The organism is Pseudomonas sp. Wu6, assembly GCF_019891515.1.
Classification (GTDB): Bacteria; Pseudomonadota; Gammaproteobacteria; order Pseudomonadales; family Pseudomonadaceae; genus Aquipseudomonas; species Aquipseudomonas orientalis_A.
Genome location: NZ_JAFLXH010000041.1, coordinates 13,003 through 28,888 on the forward strand (window position 1 = coordinate 13,003; position 15,886 = coordinate 28,888).

Sequence of the window (15,886 nt, forward strand, 5' to 3'; positions counted from 1 at the left end):
CTTACGCTCCCATTTCAATAGCATGCAGGCCCACCGCAAATGAAAAGGCCATGAACCGCTTTACCAGGCTGACGAAGGGTGGCAGCACTTCCAGGCGGGTCTTGGAGTGCGCTTTGAAATAGCCCTTTTCAACGCCCTCCTGAACCATTCGGATAATGTGGGTCTTGGACACCGAAAGTTGCTTGGCCAAGGCAAGATAAGACGATGACCTGAACGTTGCCCGATCATTTTCCGGCGCAAAGGCGTCGTTATAAATGGCCAGCATCAACAGGTGCCCGGCGTCTCTTTTCACCAGCCAGTAACACTCGGGCAGCAATACATCGACCGTCAGGTCGGCGTCGAGAATGATGGCAAAGCCCCTGAAGTAGAGGGCCAGGAAGCCGCGATCATCCAGCTCGCGCATTTTCCGGAATATCGCCCGGTCAGGGTACAGCCGCGCCAACGACTCGGTAAGCGAGTTCAACATCAAGCGTGCTTCACGGCAGGCTTCATCCGAGGGCGCATACACTCGGAAACGACTGTCTTCCGGGTGCGGCGCCACCTCCATAAAGCCCAGCGCCCGTAATAACAGAAACATTGATTCCAGGCTGTTTTTTGAACAATACCTGCGCGTCACGCACAGGGTTTTAACTTCGGACAACAACGGTAACGGTGTGGCGAAGTACTCACTCAATAACGCAAACGACACCATCAGACGACTGTATTTAAGTGCACTCTTATAGAAAAACGGTCGTCTGGAATAGGGCACGAGCAGCACGTGGTAATGCGCTCTCAAGCACGATTCAAAATCCTTATGACGTTCGATTGCTTGCGCGGTACTCCACATAGCCGACTTCAACGAACTGACATGCATGAAAGAGCCCTGATCATCCAACTTGATTCCTGATCTCAGCTACGAAATCCCTGCAGCCCGGCCCCAAAACAAATCACGTGGTAAACCCTGCGGTTAATGGCTTTTTGCCTCGAACGCAATGTACAGCGATTGCTGCGCAAGACGTCATCAGTACCAAAGTTGTTCCAGTTTCCCCGGTGCCCCCTGCCATCGGCAGTTCGAAGACACTTCCTGTTACATCCACCCTGGCGTCGCGCTAAAACATCCAACCAGGTCTCGTTGGGCGAACCTTCATCCGCCTGCGGCGTCGTAACCTGGCATTGTCGCCAAACGCACGCGCGAGGTTCTCGTTTGAAAGCTGCCCTTCTCAAGAAATACCGCCTGATCATCAAGACCATGGGCTATGTGGGCTGGGCCCTGTTCTGGCTGTTGTTGTGGGATATCGCCGTCACGGTGGATTTCATGCTGTTCCTCAACTCCAAGATCAACCTGCCGCTGATGCCCCTGACCTTGCTGGGTTCGGCGCTGGTGGTGCTGATCAGCTTCCGTAACAGCAGCGCCTACAACCGCTGGTGGGAAGCGCGCACTTTATGGGGCTCGATGGTCAACAACTCGCGCAGTTTCGCGCGCCAGGTGCTGACCCTGCTGGACGACCCCGACAGCGAAGTGAACCCGATCAAATCGACCCTGCTGCGCCGTCATGTGGCCTATGTGAATTGCCTGGCCGCGCACCTCAAGGGCGAGCCCTGCCCGGAGGAAGTGCGCGCGTTCATCCCAGACGAGGAATTCGCACGCAATGGCGCCACCAACAACTTTGCCAACGATATCCTGACCGGCTCGGCCGCCTTGCTCGCCCGGGAATACAAGGCCGGTCACCTGGACAGCATCCGCCTGGCGCGGCTGGAGTCGACCCTGGTGGACCTGTCCAATGCCCAGGGCGGCATGGAGCGCATCGCCAACACGCCGCTGCCCTACCCCTACGTGTATTTCCCCCGGCTGTTCATTTCGCTGTTCTGCCTGATCGTACCGGTGGGCCTGGTGGAATCCCTCGGCTGGTTCACCCCGTTGGCCTCTACGGTGGTGGGCTTCATGCTGCTGGCAATCGAACGCATCGGCACCGACCTGCAAAGCCCGTTTCGCTCCAGCGAACATCAGATCCAAATGGAAGCCATCTGCGAAACCATCGAGAAAAACCTGCAGTCCATGCGCCGTGATGCCCTGGCCGGCGATCAAATCGGCTGAGCCCCCCCTTCCCCCTCAAGTGCCGGCGCCCTCGGTCGATAAACCGAGGGTACGCATGGCCTCGGCCCCATAACAACGCATGCGACGCTTAGCACGACCGTTTCCCCCTTGCCAAAACTATAAATACCCGCGGGTGAAGTCATGAATATCAAGCAGAAGCTGACATGGGCGTTTGCGGCCATCGCGTGCGTGCCGGTCATCCTGGTCGCCGTTATTGTGGTGTTGAATGTGCGCGAAGGCGCCCTTGCCAACTTTCTCGACAGCAGCGGTCGCGAGATCCGCCAGATCGACAATGGCATGAAGCAGTTTTTCGACGGCATCAGCCAGAACGTCGAATTCGTGGCCAAGGACCCGCGCGTTGTTGCGGCCAAGGACCTGAAAAGCTACGCCGGCGCGGATGGGGCGAAAGTCCCCCTGACACCGACCAATATCGAGCTGCTGGCGATATTCGACCAGTTCGCCAAAAGCCATCCCAGCACCGCCTACCTGTCCCTGGGCCTGCGCGATGGCGGCTACGCCAGCTGGCCGGACGACACCAAGCTGAACAACTACGACCCACGCGTGCGCCCCTGGTACCAGGCCGGCGTCGCTGCCCCGGGCAAGACCGTGCGCACCGGTGCCTACTACTGGGCGCCGGACGATGTGGTGCTGATCGGTACCGTGCGCGCCGTCGCCGATGCCACGGGCAATATCCTCGGCGTGGTCGGCCTGGACGTGTCGCTCAAGCAACTCACTGAACTGGTACGCACCATCAAGCTGGGCGACAGCGGCTACTTGATGCTGGTGGAAGACAACGGCAACGTGCTGGTAGACCCCAGCGATGCCAAGCACAACTTCAAGCCCCTGGCCGACCTGGGCCCCAACTACGCCGAACTGGCCAAGGGCGGCGACGGCGTGACTCAGGTCGACATCGACGGCGTGGCCTACATGGCCAACGTGGTCAGCTCCAAAGACCTGGGCTGGCGCTTTATCGGCCTGATCAAGCGCGATGAAGTAATGGCCGGTGCCACCCGCCTGACCTGGTTGATCGCGGCCATCGCCGCGGTATTGGCCGTCGTGTTCGCCATTGTCGGCGCCAGTTTCGCCCGCGTGATCGTGCGCCCGATTAGCGGCGTGGCCGATGGCCTGCAGGAAATCGCCGAAGGTGAAGGCGACCTTACGCGCCAGCTCAAGGTGCAAGGCAAGGACGAAACCGCCATCCTCGCCGGCTGGTTCAACCAGTTCCTGGGCATGATTGCCCAACTGGTGCAACGCATCGGCAACGCGTCCTCGGACCTGCAAACCGCCGCCGCCGACACCAGCGAAGTGGCCAGTAACATGAACCAGGCCGCCGGTCGCCAACGCGAAGCGGTGGAACTGGTGAGCACCGCCTTCAACGAGATGGTGGCAACCGCCAATGAAGTGGCCCGTTCCTGCAGCGCCGCTGCGGTGAGTGCCGACGAAGGCTATCGCGACGTACACAACGGCCAGCAGCACATCGGCGAAGCCACCGGCAGCGTGCTCAAGCTCAGCGAAGACTTGCAGAAGTCGACCCAGACCATGCAGTTGCTGGAGCAGGACAGCCAGAACATCAACACCATCCTCGACACCATCCGTTCGATTGCCGAACAGACCAACCTGTTGGCGCTCAACGCCGCGATCGAGGCGGCTCGCGCCGGCGACCAGGGCCGTGGTTTCGCGGTAGTGGCCGACGAAGTCCGCGCCCTGGCTCGACGCACCGCCGACTCCACCGGCGAGATCGACAGCCTGCTGGGCAATCTTGCCCGCCGCACCCAGGAAGTCACCCAACAGATGCAAGGCAGTTTGCTGGTGTCGCACACCAGCGTGGAGCGTATCCAGCAGGCCCGCGACAGCTTCGAAAAGATCCGTGGCTCGGTGGACTCGATTCGCGACCAGAACACCCAGATCGCCACGGCCGCCGAAGAACAGCACCAGGTGGCCGAAGAGATCAACCGGCACATCGCGCAGATCCATGCCGATGCGCAGCTGGTTGAAGAGTTTGCGCATACGGCGCAGACCGGCTCGGGGCGTTTGACCGACATTTCCGGTCAGCTCAACGGTCTGGTGGGCCGCTTCAAGTTCTGACGTCCTCTCCCAAAGCAGGCGGTGAGCCCTTCACCGCCTGATCGCTGCACCCCTTCCCCCCCTCAAGCACTGCCAGCGGGCAACTGTAGGAGCGAGCTTGCTCGCGAAAAACTTCAACGATAACGCGTGCTTCCTGAATGAACGCGGCGCCTGTGAGTTTTTCGCGAGCACGCTCGCTCCTACAGCTATTGCGCTTCTCGTATTATGGTATACCATCATACGCAGACCCTCACTTAGACGGAGCAGCCCATGAGTTTCGAAATCCGCAAGATCGTCAGTTATGTAGAAGAGACCTTTATCGAGGGCGGCAAAGCCTCCGACACGCCCGTGAAAATGGTCGGACTGGCCGTGGTGCTGAAAAACCCCTGGCTGGGTCGTGGTTTCGTCGAAGACCTGAAGCCGGAAATTCGTGCCAACTGCTCCGACCTCGGCGCGCTGATGGTCGAGCGCCTGGTCGCCATCATCGGCGGCGCCGAGAACATCGAGGCCTACGGCAAAGCGGCCGTGGTGGGTGCCGATGGCGAGATCGAACACGCGAGCGCGATCATCCATACCCTGCGCTTCGGCAACCACTACCGTGAAGCGGTCAAGGCCAAGAGCTACCTGAGCTTCACCAACAAGCGCGGCGGCCCGGGCACCTCGATCCAGATTCCGATGATGCACAAGGACGACGAAGGCCTGCGCTCGCATTACATCACCCTGGAAATGCAGATCGAAGACGCGCCGCGCGCCGACGAAATCGTCGTCGTGCTGGGCTGCGCCGATGGCGGTCGCCTGCACCCACGGATCGGCAACCGTTACATCGACCTGGAAGAGCTGGCGGCTGAACAAGCCCAGTAAGCAACACCGGCCATGACAAAAAGCATGCAGGAGCGCTCCATGATTCGGCTCACCGCTGAACGCACCCCGGCCGGCACCAGTTACCTGGCGACCGGCCAAGGCCAGCCTGTGGTTTTGATCCACGGCGTGGGCCTGAACAAAGAAATGTGGGGCGGGCAAGTCGTTGGCCTGGCCACGAAATACCAAGTGATCAGCTATGACATGCTCGGCCATGGCGCCAGCCCGCGCCCGGCCGCCGGCACGCCGTTGCTCGGCTATGCGGACCAGTTGCTGGAGCTGCTCGACCACCTGCAAGTGCCCCAGGCCACGGTGATCGGGTTTTCCATGGGCGGGCTGGTCGCACGGGCGTTTGCCCTGCACTACCCCGACCGCCTCAAAAGCCTGGTGGTGCTCAACAGTGTGTTCAACCGCAGCCCCGAGCAGCGTGCCGGCGTCATCGCGCGCACGGCCCAGGCCGCCGAGCACGGGCCGGATGCGAATGCGCAAGCGGCGCTGTCGCGCTGGTTCAGCCCTGAATACCAGGCGGCCAACCCGGCGCAGATCGCCGCGCTGCGCCAGACCCTGGCGGGCAACGATCCCCAGGGCTACCTCACCACCTACGAGCTGTTTGCGACCCAGGACATGTACCGCGCCGACGACCTCAAGGGCCTGCGCGTGCCCACCCTGGTCGCCACCGGCGAACTGGACCCCGGCTCGACGCCGGAAATGGCCCGGCAACTGGCCGACTGTATTCCCGGTGCCACGGTTGCGGTGCTGGCCGAGCAACGGCATATGATGCCGGTCGAATCACCGCGCCTGGTCAACAGCCTGCTGCTGGGGTTCCTCGACACCGTGTACACCCAAAATAATCCAATAAAGGGGATCGTTGCATGACACTCGCACGCTTCCAGATGTGCATCGGCGGTGAATGGGTCGATGCCCTGTCCGGCAAGACTTTCGACAGCCTCAACCCGGCCCTGGCCGAGCCCTGGGCGCAATTGCCCGATGCCGATGAAGCCGACGTGGACCGCGCCGTACAGGCCGCACAAACGGCTTTTGAGAGCCCGGCCTGGCGTGGCCTCAGCGCCACCGCACGGGGCAAACTGCTGCGCCGCCTGGGTGACTTGATCGCCCAGAACACCGAACAACTGGCGCAGTTGGAAAGCCGCGACAACGGCAAGCTGATCCGCGAGACCCGCGGCCAGGTCAGCTACCTGCCGGAGTTCTTCCACTACACCGCAGGCCTGGCCGACAAGCTCGAAGGCGGCACCTTGCCGCTGGACAAGCCGGACCTGTTCGCCTACACGGTCCACGAAGCCATGGGCGTGGTCGCCGCGATCATTCCGTGGAACAGCCCGCTGTACCTGACCGCAATCAAGCTCGCGCCGGCCCTCGCGGCAGGCAATACCATCGTGATCAAGCCCTCGGAACACGCTTCGGCGACTGTCCTGGACCTGGCGCGCCTGGCCCTCGAAGCCGGCATTCCGCCAGGCGTGGTCAACGTGGTGACCGGCTACGGCCCAAGTACCGGCGCCGCCCTCACCCGTCACCCACTGGTGCGCAAAATCGCCTTCACCGGCGGCGCGGCCACCGCACGGCATGTGGTGCGCAGCAGTGCGGAGAACTTCGCCAAACTGTCGCTGGAACTGGGCGGCAAGTCACCGAATATCATTTTTGCCGATGCCGACCTCGACAGCGCCATCAACGGTGCGATTGCCGGTATTTTTGCCGCTTCCGGCCAGAGCTGCGTGTCCGGTTCGCGCCTGCTGGTGCAGGACGACATCTACGACGAATTTGTCGAGCGCCTGGTGCAGCGCGCCGAACGCATCCGCATCGGCAACCCCCTGGACGATGCCAGCGAAATGGGCCCCATGGCCACCGCCCAGCAACTGGCCGTGGTCGAAGGCCTGGTGGCGGATGCCATCGCCGAAGGCGCTCGCCTGCGCACCGGTGGCAAGCGCCCGCAGCACCTCGGTGAAGGCTGGTTCTATGAGCCGACGCTGTTCGAGTGCGACGCCAACTCAATGAAAATCATGCAGGAAGAAGTGTTCGGCCCGGTGGCTTCGGTGATCCGTTTCAAGGACGAAGCCCAAGCGCTGGCGATTGCCAACGACTCCCAGTTCGGCCTCGCCGCCGGCATCTGGACCCGCGACCTGGGCCGCGCCCATCGACTGGCCCGCGACGTGCGCTCGGGGATTATCTGGGTCAACACCTACCGCGCCGTCTCGGCCATGGCGCCCATCGGCGGCTTCAAGAACAGCGGCTACGGACGCGAAAGCGGCATCGATTCGGTGCTGGCCTATACCGAGCTGAAGACGGTGTGGATCAACCTGTCCCAGGCGCCAATGCCTGATCCCTTTGTGATGCGTTAAGAGGCCACACCCATGATCGAACCCGGCATTTACAAAGACGTCATGAGCTCGTTTCCTTCGGGCGTCACGGTGGTCACCACCCTCGACCCGGACGGCGGCATCGTCGGCATTACCGCCAGCGCATTCAGTGCGCTGTCGATCGACCCGGCCCTGGTGCTGTTCTGCCCCAACTACGCGTCGGACACCTACCCGATCCTGCGCGACAGCAAACGCTTTGCGATCCACCTGCTGTCCGCCGGCCAGACCGCCGAAGCCTATGCCTTCGCCAGCAAAGGCAAGGAAAAGGCCAAGGGCATCGAGTGGCACCTCAGCGACTTGGGCAACCCGCTGCTGGCCAACGCCACGGCCATCATCGAGTGCGAGTTGTGGCGCGAATACGACGGCGGTGACCACGCGATCATTGTCGGCGCGGTGAAGAACCTGGTCCTGCCCACACAGCCGGTCACGCCGATGATCTATCACAAAGGCAAGCTCGGCGCGCTGCCGACCCTGGCCTGAGGAGCACTGAACCATGAGCAACGACAAGTATGAACAAGGCCTGAAAATCCGTACGCAAGTCTTGGGTGAAGCCTACGTACAGCGTTCAATCGACAACGCCGACGACTTCACGCGACCGCTGCAGGAGATGGTCACCGAGTACTGCTGGGGCCATGTGTGGGGCCGGGAGGGTTTGTCGCTTAAAGAACGCAGCATGATAAACTTGGCAATGATTTCGGCCCTCAATCGGCCTCACGAACTCAAGCTGCACGTGCGCGGCGCCTTGCGCAACGGGCTGAGTCGTGAACAAATACGCGAAATTCTGCTTCAGGTCGGCATTTACTGCGGGGTTCCCGCCGCCGTGGACAGCTTCAGGCTGGCCCGTGAAGCCTTCGCCGAAGCCGATGCCGAGGCCTCCAGTTAACCGCCACATTCAGAGCAAACCCCATGAAACGCGCGCCCCTCGACGACAGCTTCAAGGTCAATCACAACCCGGTCACCCTGCGCGAAATCGTGCTGGAGAAACTGCGCAGCGCCATCATGAATTTCCAGCTGCTGCCCGGTGACCGCCTGGTGGAGCGCGACCTGTGCGACCGCCTTGGCGTCAGCCGCACGTCGGTGCGCGAAGCCTTGCGCCATCTGGAGTCCGAAGGCCTGGTGGAATTCGCCGATGCCAAGGGCCCGCAGGTGGCAATCATCACCCTGGCCGATGCCGTCGATATCTATGAACTGCGCTGCGTGCTCGAAGGCTTGATCGTGCAGCTGTTCACCCTGCGCGCCAAGGCCAAGGACATCAAGGCCCTGGAAAAAGCCCTGGAGGAAAACCGCAAGGCCCTCAAGGAAGGCGAACTGCAGCAAGTGATCGACTCCGTGCAGGGCTTCTACGATGTGTTGCTCGAAGGCTGCGGCAACCACGTGGCCGCCACTCAGTTGCGCCAGTTGCAGGCGCGTATCAGCTATCTGCGCGCGACGTCGGTGTCCCAGCAGAACCGGCGTGGCGCCAGCAACCAGGAAATGGAGCGCATGGTCCAGGCGATCAAGAGCGGCGACCCCCTCGCCGCCCACCAGGCCTGCGTCGATCACGTACGTGCCGCGGCAGCCGTGGCCCTGGATTACCTCAAGCGCAAACAGGAAGAAACCGGCAAGCTCCCCGAGATCACCCTGCCCATCGCGCTCAAAGAACCGCGCATAGGTCACTGACCGTGCCCGGCCCCAGCTTCTGCCCGACCTGCGGCGGCCATGACCTCGGTCACCAACTGCCACCGGGCGACACCCACGAGCGCCTGATGTGCCGGGGCTGCGGCTACATCCACTACATCAACCCCAAGATCATCGCCGGCTGCATCATCGAGCAGGACGGCAAATACCTGCTGTGCCAGCGCGCAATCCCCCCGCGCCCCGGCACCTGGACGCTGCCGGCGGGCTTCATGGAAGGGGGCGAAACCACCGAAGAAGCGGCGTTGCGCGAAGTCTGGGAAGAGACCGGCGTGCGCGCCGAAATCGTGTCGCCCTACTCGATTTTCAGCGTGCCGAAGATCAGCGAGGTGTACATCATCTTCCGCGCCATCGCGCTGGAGATCACCGGCCAGTTCGGCCCGGAAACCCTGGCCTACACCTTCTTCGCCCCCGAGGACATCCCCTGGGACGGCATCTACTACCCGGCGATCCGGCAGATTCTGGAGCGCTATATCGAAGAGCGCCAGGCGGGGGTGTATGGCATTTACATGGGGAATGATGACAGCGGCAAGATTCACTTCATACGCTGATCTTTGGGCCAAACCTTGTCTCAACTCGGCAGGGGCGGTGCGGCGATTCGTTTTGCTTTCGATAACGGCATCAAAAAAAGAGATCACCGCCCTACGCTATACCGGAGCCGCTTTAGGGACTTTCAATGTGCGCCTGGCGATGAAAATTGCCAGCAACGCCAAACTGAAGGTTACCCAGGCCATCAAACTTATACCCCCTTCAAATGCTCGTGTGGCGTTGTACATCACCTCGTCGCCTTGACTTCCAGTCAATGTTGCCGATATCGCGTGGGCACCTGCCAGTGTTTCACTGGCCAGGTGCATTTGCAGCGGTGTCAGGAAGTCCGGCAACTGTAGCGTGCTGCGGTAGGTCGCAGTGACAACGCCGCCGAGTACGGTGGTACCGAGTACGACGCCCACTTCATAGGCGGTCTCGCTGATGGCTGAAGCCGCTCCAGCTTTGGTGGAGGGCACGGCCGATAAAATCACGTCGTTAGATACCGTAGCGATGGCGCCAACTCCGATGTTCAACAACGCAAATGCCATCACCAATATCGTCAGGCTGCTACCAATGCCGGCAACCAGCAAAAAGGCTGCAGCAGTAAAAGCCAACAAAATTGGAATCAAAACAATGACCGATACTCGCTGGGCGACCGGTACTATCACCAGGCCCACGACGATAGCCATCACCTGGCCTGGTATCAGCGCCAGGCTGGCGCTGAGGGGAGACATCCGCAGGGCGATTTGCAGAAACTGAGTGGAAAAAAACACAAAACCGATCAGAAACGCCAGACTCATCAGGTTGATGGTCACCGCCCCACTGAACATCTTGTTGCGAAACAGGCCCAGGTCCATCAATGGTGTTGGCAAGCGCAGTTGCCTGCGCACGAATAACCAGCCGATGACGAGAGCGACACTGAAGGCCACCAGTGCCCACACATCCGGACCAACACTGGCGACGTGCTTGATGCTGTAAACCAGCGCACCGAGGGCCACCATCGATTGCACAATACTTACGGCATCCATTGCTCCCGACGCATCCGGTTCAGACTCGGGTAACAGCAAAGGCCCGAGGATCAATAATGGCACCAGCACCGGCACCGCCAGCAGAAAAATCGATCCCCAACTGAAAAACTCCAGCAGCACGCCGCCGATCAAAGGCCCAAGTGCAGAACCGACCGTCAAGGTCGTTGCCCAAATAGCCACCGCAAGCCGCCGCTCTTCCCGGTCTTCGAAGAGTGAGCGGATCAACGCTAATGTTGAAGGCATCAACATGGCGCCGAAGATCCCCATGCAGGCGCGCCCGGCGATCAATTGCGCGGCACTAACGGAGTAAGCCGTCATGGCGGACACTACGCAAAATCCCAATGAGCCGATCAGCAGCAGTTTTCGATGACCTTTGCGATCACCCAGGCTACCCATGGAAATGAGCAATCCCGCCAGCACCAACGAATAGGCGTCAATCATCCATAGCTGCTGGCTGGCGCTGGGCCGCAAGGCTTGAGCGATTTTCGGCAGGGCAAAACCGAGTACAGTGTTATCCACGGTCACGAGCAGAACCGGTAGCATCAATATCGCTAACGCTATCCACCGGTTGGAGCGTGGTTGCTGCCTTACATCTTCCGCCGTCAATGACATCATCGGCTCCTTATAAAATAATCATAAAACCGTCCCCCTGTAGGAGCCTGCTGAGCTTTTTATAATTTGTAAGGCGGTGAGACCATCAAGTATTTGTTTCACATTGTATTGCTGTTACAAACCCACATAAATTCAAAACAAATTCTGAGTTTTCTGTAAGAACTTACCCATCTTAATTCTCCTCGCGCATAAAAAGCGGCTGAGCGAATTCAATTCGCTCTCTTACTGTGCAAGGGCCTCTTGCCTCTGAATCGGCATACACCTGGCAGACCTAGGGCGCCAGCCCTTCCACAATAATGATCTGCGCCTCCCCCACCCCCGCTCTGTGCCCCTTCGCAGCCTGATATTCGGCAGACTCATAGCACGCCACCGCCTGCTCATAGCTCTCAAACTCAATCACCACATTGCGCTGCCGTGCCGGCCCACCTTCCAGCGCCTCACTGCGCCCGCCCCTGGCCAGGAAGCGCCCGCCGAACTTCGCAAACGCCGCTGGGGCGCGCTGGGTGTACTGGGTGTATTGCTCTGCATCGGACACGTCCACATGGGCAATCCAATAGGCCTTCATCGCGACATCCTCTTGTTTGGAATTTGTGGTATACCATAATACATACTACCAACAAGCAGAGCACTCCCCATGCCCTTCAACAGCATCGCCGACATCATCGAAGACTACCGCCAGGGCAAGATGGTGCTGCTGGTGGACGACGAGGACCGGGAAAACGAAGGCGACCTGCTGCTGCCTGCAGCGTGTTGCACCGCCGAGACTATCAGCTTCATGGCCCGCGAAGCCCGTGGCCTGATCTGCCTGACTCTCACCGATGAACATTGCCAACGCCTGGGCCTGGAGCAGATGGTGGCCAGCAATGGCAGCGTGTTCAGCACCGCGTTTACCGTGTCCATCGAGGCCGCCACCGGCGTGACCACCGGCATCTCCGCCGCCGACCGCGCACGCACGGTGGCGGCGGCTGTGGACAGCAACGCCGGCCCCGCCGACATTGTGCAGCCGGGGCATATCTTCCCGCTGCGCGCCAGGGATGGCGGTGTGCTGACCCGCGCCGGCCACACCGAAGCCGGTTGCGACCTGGCGCGCCTGGCCGGGCACACACCGGCCTCGGTGATCGTCGAAGTGATGAACGATGACGGCACCATGGCCCGCCGCCCCGAGCTGGAAGCCTTTGCCCGCAAGCACGGGATCAAGATCGGCACCATCGCCGACCTGATCCACTACCGTCTCAGCACCGAACGCACCGTGGTGCGCATCGGCGAGCGCGACCTGCCCACGGTGCACGGCACTTTTCGCCTGATCACTTTTGAAGACCGCATCGACGGCGGCGTGCACATGGCCATGGTCATGGGCCAACTGCGCCGCGATGAACCGGCGCTGGTACGTGTGCACGTGATCGACCCGCTGCGCGACCTGGTCGGCGCCGACTACAGCGGGCCGTCCAACTGGACCTTGTGGGCCGCCCTGCAACGCGTGGCGGCAGAAGGCTGCGGCGTGGTGGTGGTGCTGGCCAACCATGAATCGTCCCAGGCCTTGCTCGAACGCGTCCCGCAGTTGACCCAGGCGCCGCGTCAGTTCAGCCGGTCGCAGTCGCGGATTTACTCGGAAGTGGGTACCGGCGCGCAGATATTGCAGGACCTGGGCGTAGGCAAACTGCGCCACCTCGGCCCACCGCTGAAATATGCAGGCTTGACCGGTTACGACCTGGAAGTCGTGGAAAGCATTCCCTTCACCTGAGACTGGAAACCAGCGTTGGCAGATGGCCGGTATGGCAAAGTGCTTGCGCAAAGTTTGGAATACCATAATATGATATTCCATAGGCCGGACGACTTTATCAGATGGTCCGGACCGACCGCTCCCGACAGGCGGGCACTGCAAAGCCCCGCTCATAAACACAACAATGAGGGCGTAAACATGGTGTTGAACAAAGGTGCAACCGCGGCGCTGTTCGCGGGACTGTTGAGCGTGGCCACCCACGCGGCCATGGCAGCCGAAAGCGTCAATTTCGTCAGCTGGGGCGGCAGCACCCAGGATGCGCAGAAGCAGGCGTGGGCCGATCCTTTCAGCAAGGCCAGCGGCATCACCGTCGTCCAGGACGGCCCCACCGACTACGGCAAACTCAAGGCCATGGTCGAAAGCGGCAATGTGCAGTGGGACGTGGTGGATGTCGAAGCCGACTTCGCCCTGCGCGCCGCCGCCGAAGGCCTGCTCGAGCCCCTCGACTTCTCGGTGATCCAGCGCGACAAGATCGACCCGCGCTTCGTCTCCGACCATGGCGTCGGTTCGTTCTTCTTCTCCTTCGTGCTCGGCTACAACGAAGGCAAGCTCGGCGCCGGCAAACCGCAGGACTGGAGCGCCTTGTTCGACACCAAGACCTACCCCGGCAAACGCGCCCTTTACAAGTGGCCGAGCCCGGGCGTGCTCGAACTGGCGCTGCTGGCCGACGGCGTGCCCGCCGACACGCTCTATCCCCTGGACCTGGACCGCGCCTTCAAGAAACTCGACACGATCAAGAAAGACATCGTCTGGTGGGGCGGCGGCGCGCAGTCGCAACAGTTGCTGGCCTCCGGCGAAGTCAGCATGGGCCAGTTCTGGAACGGTCGCATTCACGCCTTGCAGGAAGATGGCGCACCGGTGGGCGTGAGCTGGAAGCAGAACCTAGTGATGGCCGACATCCTCGTGGTGCCCAAAGGCTCGAAAAACAAAGCGGCGGCGATGAAGTTCCTGGCCAATGCCAGCAGCGCCAAGGGCCAGGCGGATTTCTCCAACCTGACCGCCTACGCGCCGGTGAACATCGACAGCGTGCAGCGCCTGGATTCGGTCCTGGCGCCCAACCTGCCGACCGCCTACGCCAAGGACCAGATCACCCTCGATTTCGCCTACTGGGCCAAGAACGGTCCGGCCATTGCGACACGGTGGAATGAATGGCTAGTCAAATGAAAATGACGGCAACCACGCAGGCCGGGGGCGCCCTCGGCGGTGCCGTTGGCGCGAAGGCCGGGGCGCCGTCCCTGGCGCAGCGTTGGCGCGGATCGAGCAACCTGATTCCGGCGCTGCTGTTCCTTGGCCTGTTCTTCCTGGCGCCACTGATCGGCCTGCTGCTGCGCGGCGTGCTGGAGCCGGTGCCGGGCCTGGGCAACTACGAACAGTTGTTTGCCAACTCGGCGTATGCGCGGGTGTTGCTCAATACCTTTTCAGTGGCCGGCCTGGTGACCCTGTTCAGCCTGCTGCTGGGCTTTCCGCTGGCCTGGGCGATTACCCTGGTGCCGCGCGGCTGGGGCCGTTGGATCCTGAGTATCGTGCTGCTGTCGATGTGGACCAGCCTGCTCGCCCGCACCTATTCCTGGCTGGTATTGCTGCAAGCCTCGGGGGTGATTAACAAGGCGTTGATGGCCATGGGCATCATCGATCAACCGCTGGAGATGGTGCATAACCTCACCGGCGTGGTGATCGGCATGAGCTACATCATGATTCCGTTCATCGTGTTGCCGCTGCAGGCGACCATGCAGGCCATCGACCCGATGATCCTGCAGGCCGGCTCCATCTGTGGCGCCAGCCCGTGGACCAACTTCTTGCGCGTCTTCCTGCCGCTGTGTCGGCCGGGGTTGTTTTCCGGCGGGTTGATGGTGTTTGTGATGTCCCTCGGTTACTACGTCACCCCGGCCCTGCTGGGCGGTGCGCAGAACATGATGCTGCCCGAGTTCATCATCCAGCAGGTGCAGTCGTTCCTCAATTGGGGCCTGGCCAGTGCCGGTGCGGCGTTGCTGATTTTGATCACGCTGGTGCTGTTCTACTTCTACCTGAAGCTCCAGCCGGAATCCCCGGTTGGCGCCAGCAACGCGAGGTAAGCCGTCATGCTCCTGACTCCCAACGCCATGAGCCGCAGGATGCGCCTGGGCCTCTACACCACCACCGGTTTGATTGGCCTGTTCCTGCTGTTGCCGATCGTGTTTATCGTGTTGCTGTCGTTCGGTTCGTCGCAATGGCTGGTGTTCCCGCCACCGGGCTGGACACTCAAATGGTACGGCCAGTTCTTCTCCAACCCCGACTGGATGAACGCGGCAATGGCCAGCCTCAAGGTGGCGGTGCTGACCACGTTCTTTGCCGTTGCCCTGGGACTGCCGACGGCGTTTGCCCTGGTGCGCGGGCGCTTCCCCGGCCGCGAGCTGCTCTACGGCCTGTTCACCCTGCCGATGATCGTGCCCCTGGTGATCATCGCCGTGGCGGTGTACGCGCTGTTCCTCAAGCTCGGCTACACCGGCACGATGTTCGCGTTTGTGGTCAGCCATGTGATCGTTGCGCTGCCGTTCACCATCATCTCGATCATCAACTCGCTGAAGCTGTTCGACCAGTCGATTGAAGACGCGGCGGTGATCTGCGGCGCCTCGCGCTTGCAGGCTGTGTTCAAGGTGACCTTCCCGGCGATTCGCCCAGGGATGGTCGCCGGTGCGCTGTTCGCCTTTCTCGTCTCGTGGGACGAAGTGGTGCTCAGCGTGATGATGGCCAGCCCGACCCTGCAAACCCTTCCCGTGAAAATGTGGACCACCCTGCGCCAGGACCTGACGCCTGTGATCGCCGTCGCCTCGACGTTGCTGATCGGCCTGTCGGTACTGGTCATGGTGATTGCCGCCGCCCTTCGTCGGCGCACTGAAACCCGCGCCTAAGCGCCCAG

At 61.4% G+C, this 15,886-nt stretch carries 15 protein-coding genes and 2 pseudogenes; 14 read left to right on the top strand and 3 right to left on the bottom strand.

Annotated features, from left to right (window positions below; genetic code table 11):
- Position 1: 1 nt before the first annotated feature.
- A complete protein-coding gene (locus J1G34_RS23065; RefSeq protein ID WP_170875999.1) occupies positions 2 to 853 on the bottom strand; it encodes a hypothetical protein in 852 nt (283 codons plus the stop codon).
- Positions 854 to 1,183: 330 nt separating this feature from the next.
- Here J1G34_RS23065 and J1G34_RS23070 point away from each other — a divergent pair, with 330 nt between their 5' ends.
- From J1G34_RS23070 to J1G34_RS23110, 10 genes and pseudogenes are all read left to right on the top strand, one after another.
- Positions 1,184 to 2,074, top strand: a complete 891-nt coding sequence (locus J1G34_RS23070; protein ID WP_057721971.1) for a bestrophin family protein — start codon at positions 1,184 to 1,186, stop codon at positions 2,072 to 2,074.
- A 141-nt stretch (positions 2,075 to 2,215) separates the two neighbouring features.
- Positions 2,216 to 3,298, top strand: a pseudogene (locus tag J1G34_RS27720) (HAMP domain-containing protein); the annotation flags it as partial.
- A 345-nt stretch (positions 3,299 to 3,643) separates the two neighbouring features.
- Positions 3,644 to 4,159, top strand: a pseudogene (locus J1G34_RS27725) (methyl-accepting chemotaxis protein); the annotation flags it as partial.
- A gap of 249 nt (positions 4,160 to 4,408) precedes the next feature.
- On the top strand, positions 4,409 to 4,999 hold the full coding sequence (locus J1G34_RS23080) for an amino acid synthesis family protein (RefSeq protein ID WP_065883587.1): 591 nt from the start codon (positions 4,409 to 4,411) through the stop codon (positions 4,997 to 4,999).
- Between the two features lie 39 nt (positions 5,000 to 5,038).
- Positions 5,039 to 5,872: an alpha/beta fold hydrolase gene (locus J1G34_RS23085; RefSeq protein WP_122561548.1), complete on the top strand. Its 834-nt coding sequence runs from the start codon at positions 5,039 to 5,041 to the stop codon at positions 5,870 to 5,872.
- Positions 5,869 to 7,350: an aldehyde dehydrogenase gene (locus tag J1G34_RS23090; RefSeq protein ID WP_222994680.1), complete on the top strand. Its 1,482-nt coding sequence runs from the start codon at positions 5,869 to 5,871 to the stop codon at positions 7,348 to 7,350. Before J1G34_RS23085 ends, J1G34_RS23090 begins: the two co-directional genes overlap by 4 nt.
- A gap of 12 nt (positions 7,351 to 7,362) precedes the next feature.
- Positions 7,363 to 7,848, top strand: coding sequence for a flavin reductase family protein (locus tag J1G34_RS23095; RefSeq protein ID WP_222994681.1), 486 nt, complete (start codon positions 7,363 to 7,365; stop codon positions 7,846 to 7,848).
- Between the two features lie 13 nt (positions 7,849 to 7,861).
- Positions 7,862 to 8,251 carry a carboxymuconolactone decarboxylase family protein gene (locus tag J1G34_RS23100; protein WP_065883580.1) on the top strand — a complete coding sequence of 130 codons (390 nt, stop codon included), beginning with the start codon at positions 7,862 to 7,864 and terminating at the stop codon, positions 8,249 to 8,251.
- Between the two features lie 23 nt (positions 8,252 to 8,274).
- Positions 8,275 to 9,027, top strand: a complete 753-nt coding sequence (locus tag J1G34_RS23105; protein ID WP_057721964.1) for a GntR family transcriptional regulator — start codon at positions 8,275 to 8,277, stop codon at positions 9,025 to 9,027.
- 2 nt (positions 9,028 to 9,029) lie between these two features.
- On the top strand, positions 9,030 to 9,593 hold the full coding sequence (locus J1G34_RS23110) for an NUDIX domain-containing protein (RefSeq protein WP_122461831.1): 564 nt from the start codon (positions 9,030 to 9,032) through the stop codon (positions 9,591 to 9,593).
- Positions 9,594 to 9,689: 96 nt separating this feature from the next.
- Here the strand turns inward: J1G34_RS23110 and J1G34_RS23115 are convergent, their stop codons facing one another.
- Together J1G34_RS23115 and J1G34_RS23120 are read right to left on the bottom strand one after the other, a co-directional pair.
- Positions 9,690 to 11,210: an MFS transporter gene (locus tag J1G34_RS23115; protein ID WP_065892005.1), complete on the bottom strand. Its 1,521-nt coding sequence runs from the start codon at positions 11,208 to 11,210 to the stop codon at positions 9,690 to 9,692.
- A gap of 271 nt (positions 11,211 to 11,481) precedes the next feature.
- Entirely contained in the window at positions 11,482 to 11,775 is a 294-nt protein-coding gene (locus J1G34_RS23120; protein ID WP_065898441.1) for a DUF1330 domain-containing protein, read from the bottom strand.
- 69 nt (positions 11,776 to 11,844) lie between these two features.
- Here J1G34_RS23120 and ribBA point away from each other — a divergent pair, with 69 nt between their 5' ends.
- The 4 genes from ribBA to J1G34_RS23140 all read left to right on the top strand — a co-directional run bounded on the left by ribBA (position 11,845) and on the right by J1G34_RS23140 (position 15,878).
- Positions 11,845 to 12,951, top strand: coding sequence for a bifunctional 3,4-dihydroxy-2-butanone-4-phosphate synthase/GTP cyclohydrolase II (ribBA, locus tag J1G34_RS23125; RefSeq protein ID WP_065898442.1), 1,107 nt, complete (start codon positions 11,845 to 11,847; stop codon positions 12,949 to 12,951).
- A gap of 177 nt (positions 12,952 to 13,128) precedes the next feature.
- Positions 13,129 to 14,154 carry an ABC transporter substrate-binding protein gene (locus J1G34_RS23130; RefSeq protein WP_065935308.1) on the top strand — a complete coding sequence of 342 codons (1,026 nt, stop codon included), beginning with the start codon at positions 13,129 to 13,131 and terminating at the stop codon, positions 14,152 to 14,154.
- A complete protein-coding gene (locus J1G34_RS23135; RefSeq protein ID WP_222994682.1) occupies positions 14,151 to 15,062 on the top strand; it encodes an ABC transporter permease in 912 nt (303 codons plus the stop codon). The genes J1G34_RS23130 and J1G34_RS23135 overlap by 4 nt, the downstream gene beginning before the upstream one ends.
- Before the next feature lie 6 nt (positions 15,063 to 15,068).
- Positions 15,069 to 15,878, top strand: a complete 810-nt coding sequence (locus J1G34_RS23140; protein ID WP_065935432.1) for an ABC transporter permease — start codon at positions 15,069 to 15,071, stop codon at positions 15,876 to 15,878.
- The last annotated feature ends 8 nt before the right edge of the window (positions 15,879 to 15,886 follow it).

Coding starts and splice junctions, on each gene's coding strand:
- J1G34_RS23065 (WP_170875999.1), bottom strand. CDS start 853: ATGCATGTCAGTTCGTTGAAGTCGGCTATGTGGAGTACCGCGCAAGCA.
- J1G34_RS23080 (WP_065883587.1), top strand. CDS start 4,409: ATGAGTTTCGAAATCCGCAAGATCGTCAGTTATGTAGAAGAGACCTTT.
- J1G34_RS23085 (WP_122561548.1), top strand. CDS start 5,039: ATGATTCGGCTCACCGCTGAACGCACCCCGGCCGGCACCAGTTACCTG.
- J1G34_RS23090 (WP_222994680.1), top strand. CDS start 5,869: ATGACACTCGCACGCTTCCAGATGTGCATCGGCGGTGAATGGGTCGAT.
- J1G34_RS23095 (WP_222994681.1), top strand. CDS start 7,363: ATGATCGAACCCGGCATTTACAAAGACGTCATGAGCTCGTTTCCTTCG.
- J1G34_RS23100 (WP_065883580.1), top strand. CDS start 7,862: ATGAGCAACGACAAGTATGAACAAGGCCTGAAAATCCGTACGCAAGTC.
- J1G34_RS23105 (WP_057721964.1), top strand. CDS start 8,275: ATGAAACGCGCGCCCCTCGACGACAGCTTCAAGGTCAATCACAACCCG.
- J1G34_RS23115 (WP_065892005.1), bottom strand. CDS start 11,210: ATGTCATTGACGGCGGAAGATGTAAGGCAGCAACCACGCTCCAACCGG.
- J1G34_RS23120 (WP_065898441.1), bottom strand. CDS start 11,775: ATGAAGGCCTATTGGATTGCCCATGTGGACGTGTCCGATGCAGAGCAA.
- ribBA (WP_065898442.1), top strand. CDS start 11,845: ATGCCCTTCAACAGCATCGCCGACATCATCGAAGACTACCGCCAGGGC.
- J1G34_RS23130 (WP_065935308.1), top strand. CDS start 13,129: ATGGTGTTGAACAAAGGTGCAACCGCGGCGCTGTTCGCGGGACTGTTG.
- J1G34_RS23135 (WP_222994682.1), top strand. CDS start 14,151: ATGAAAATGACGGCAACCACGCAGGCCGGGGGCGCCCTCGGCGGTGCC.
- J1G34_RS23140 (WP_065935432.1), top strand. CDS start 15,069: ATGCTCCTGACTCCCAACGCCATGAGCCGCAGGATGCGCCTGGGCCTC.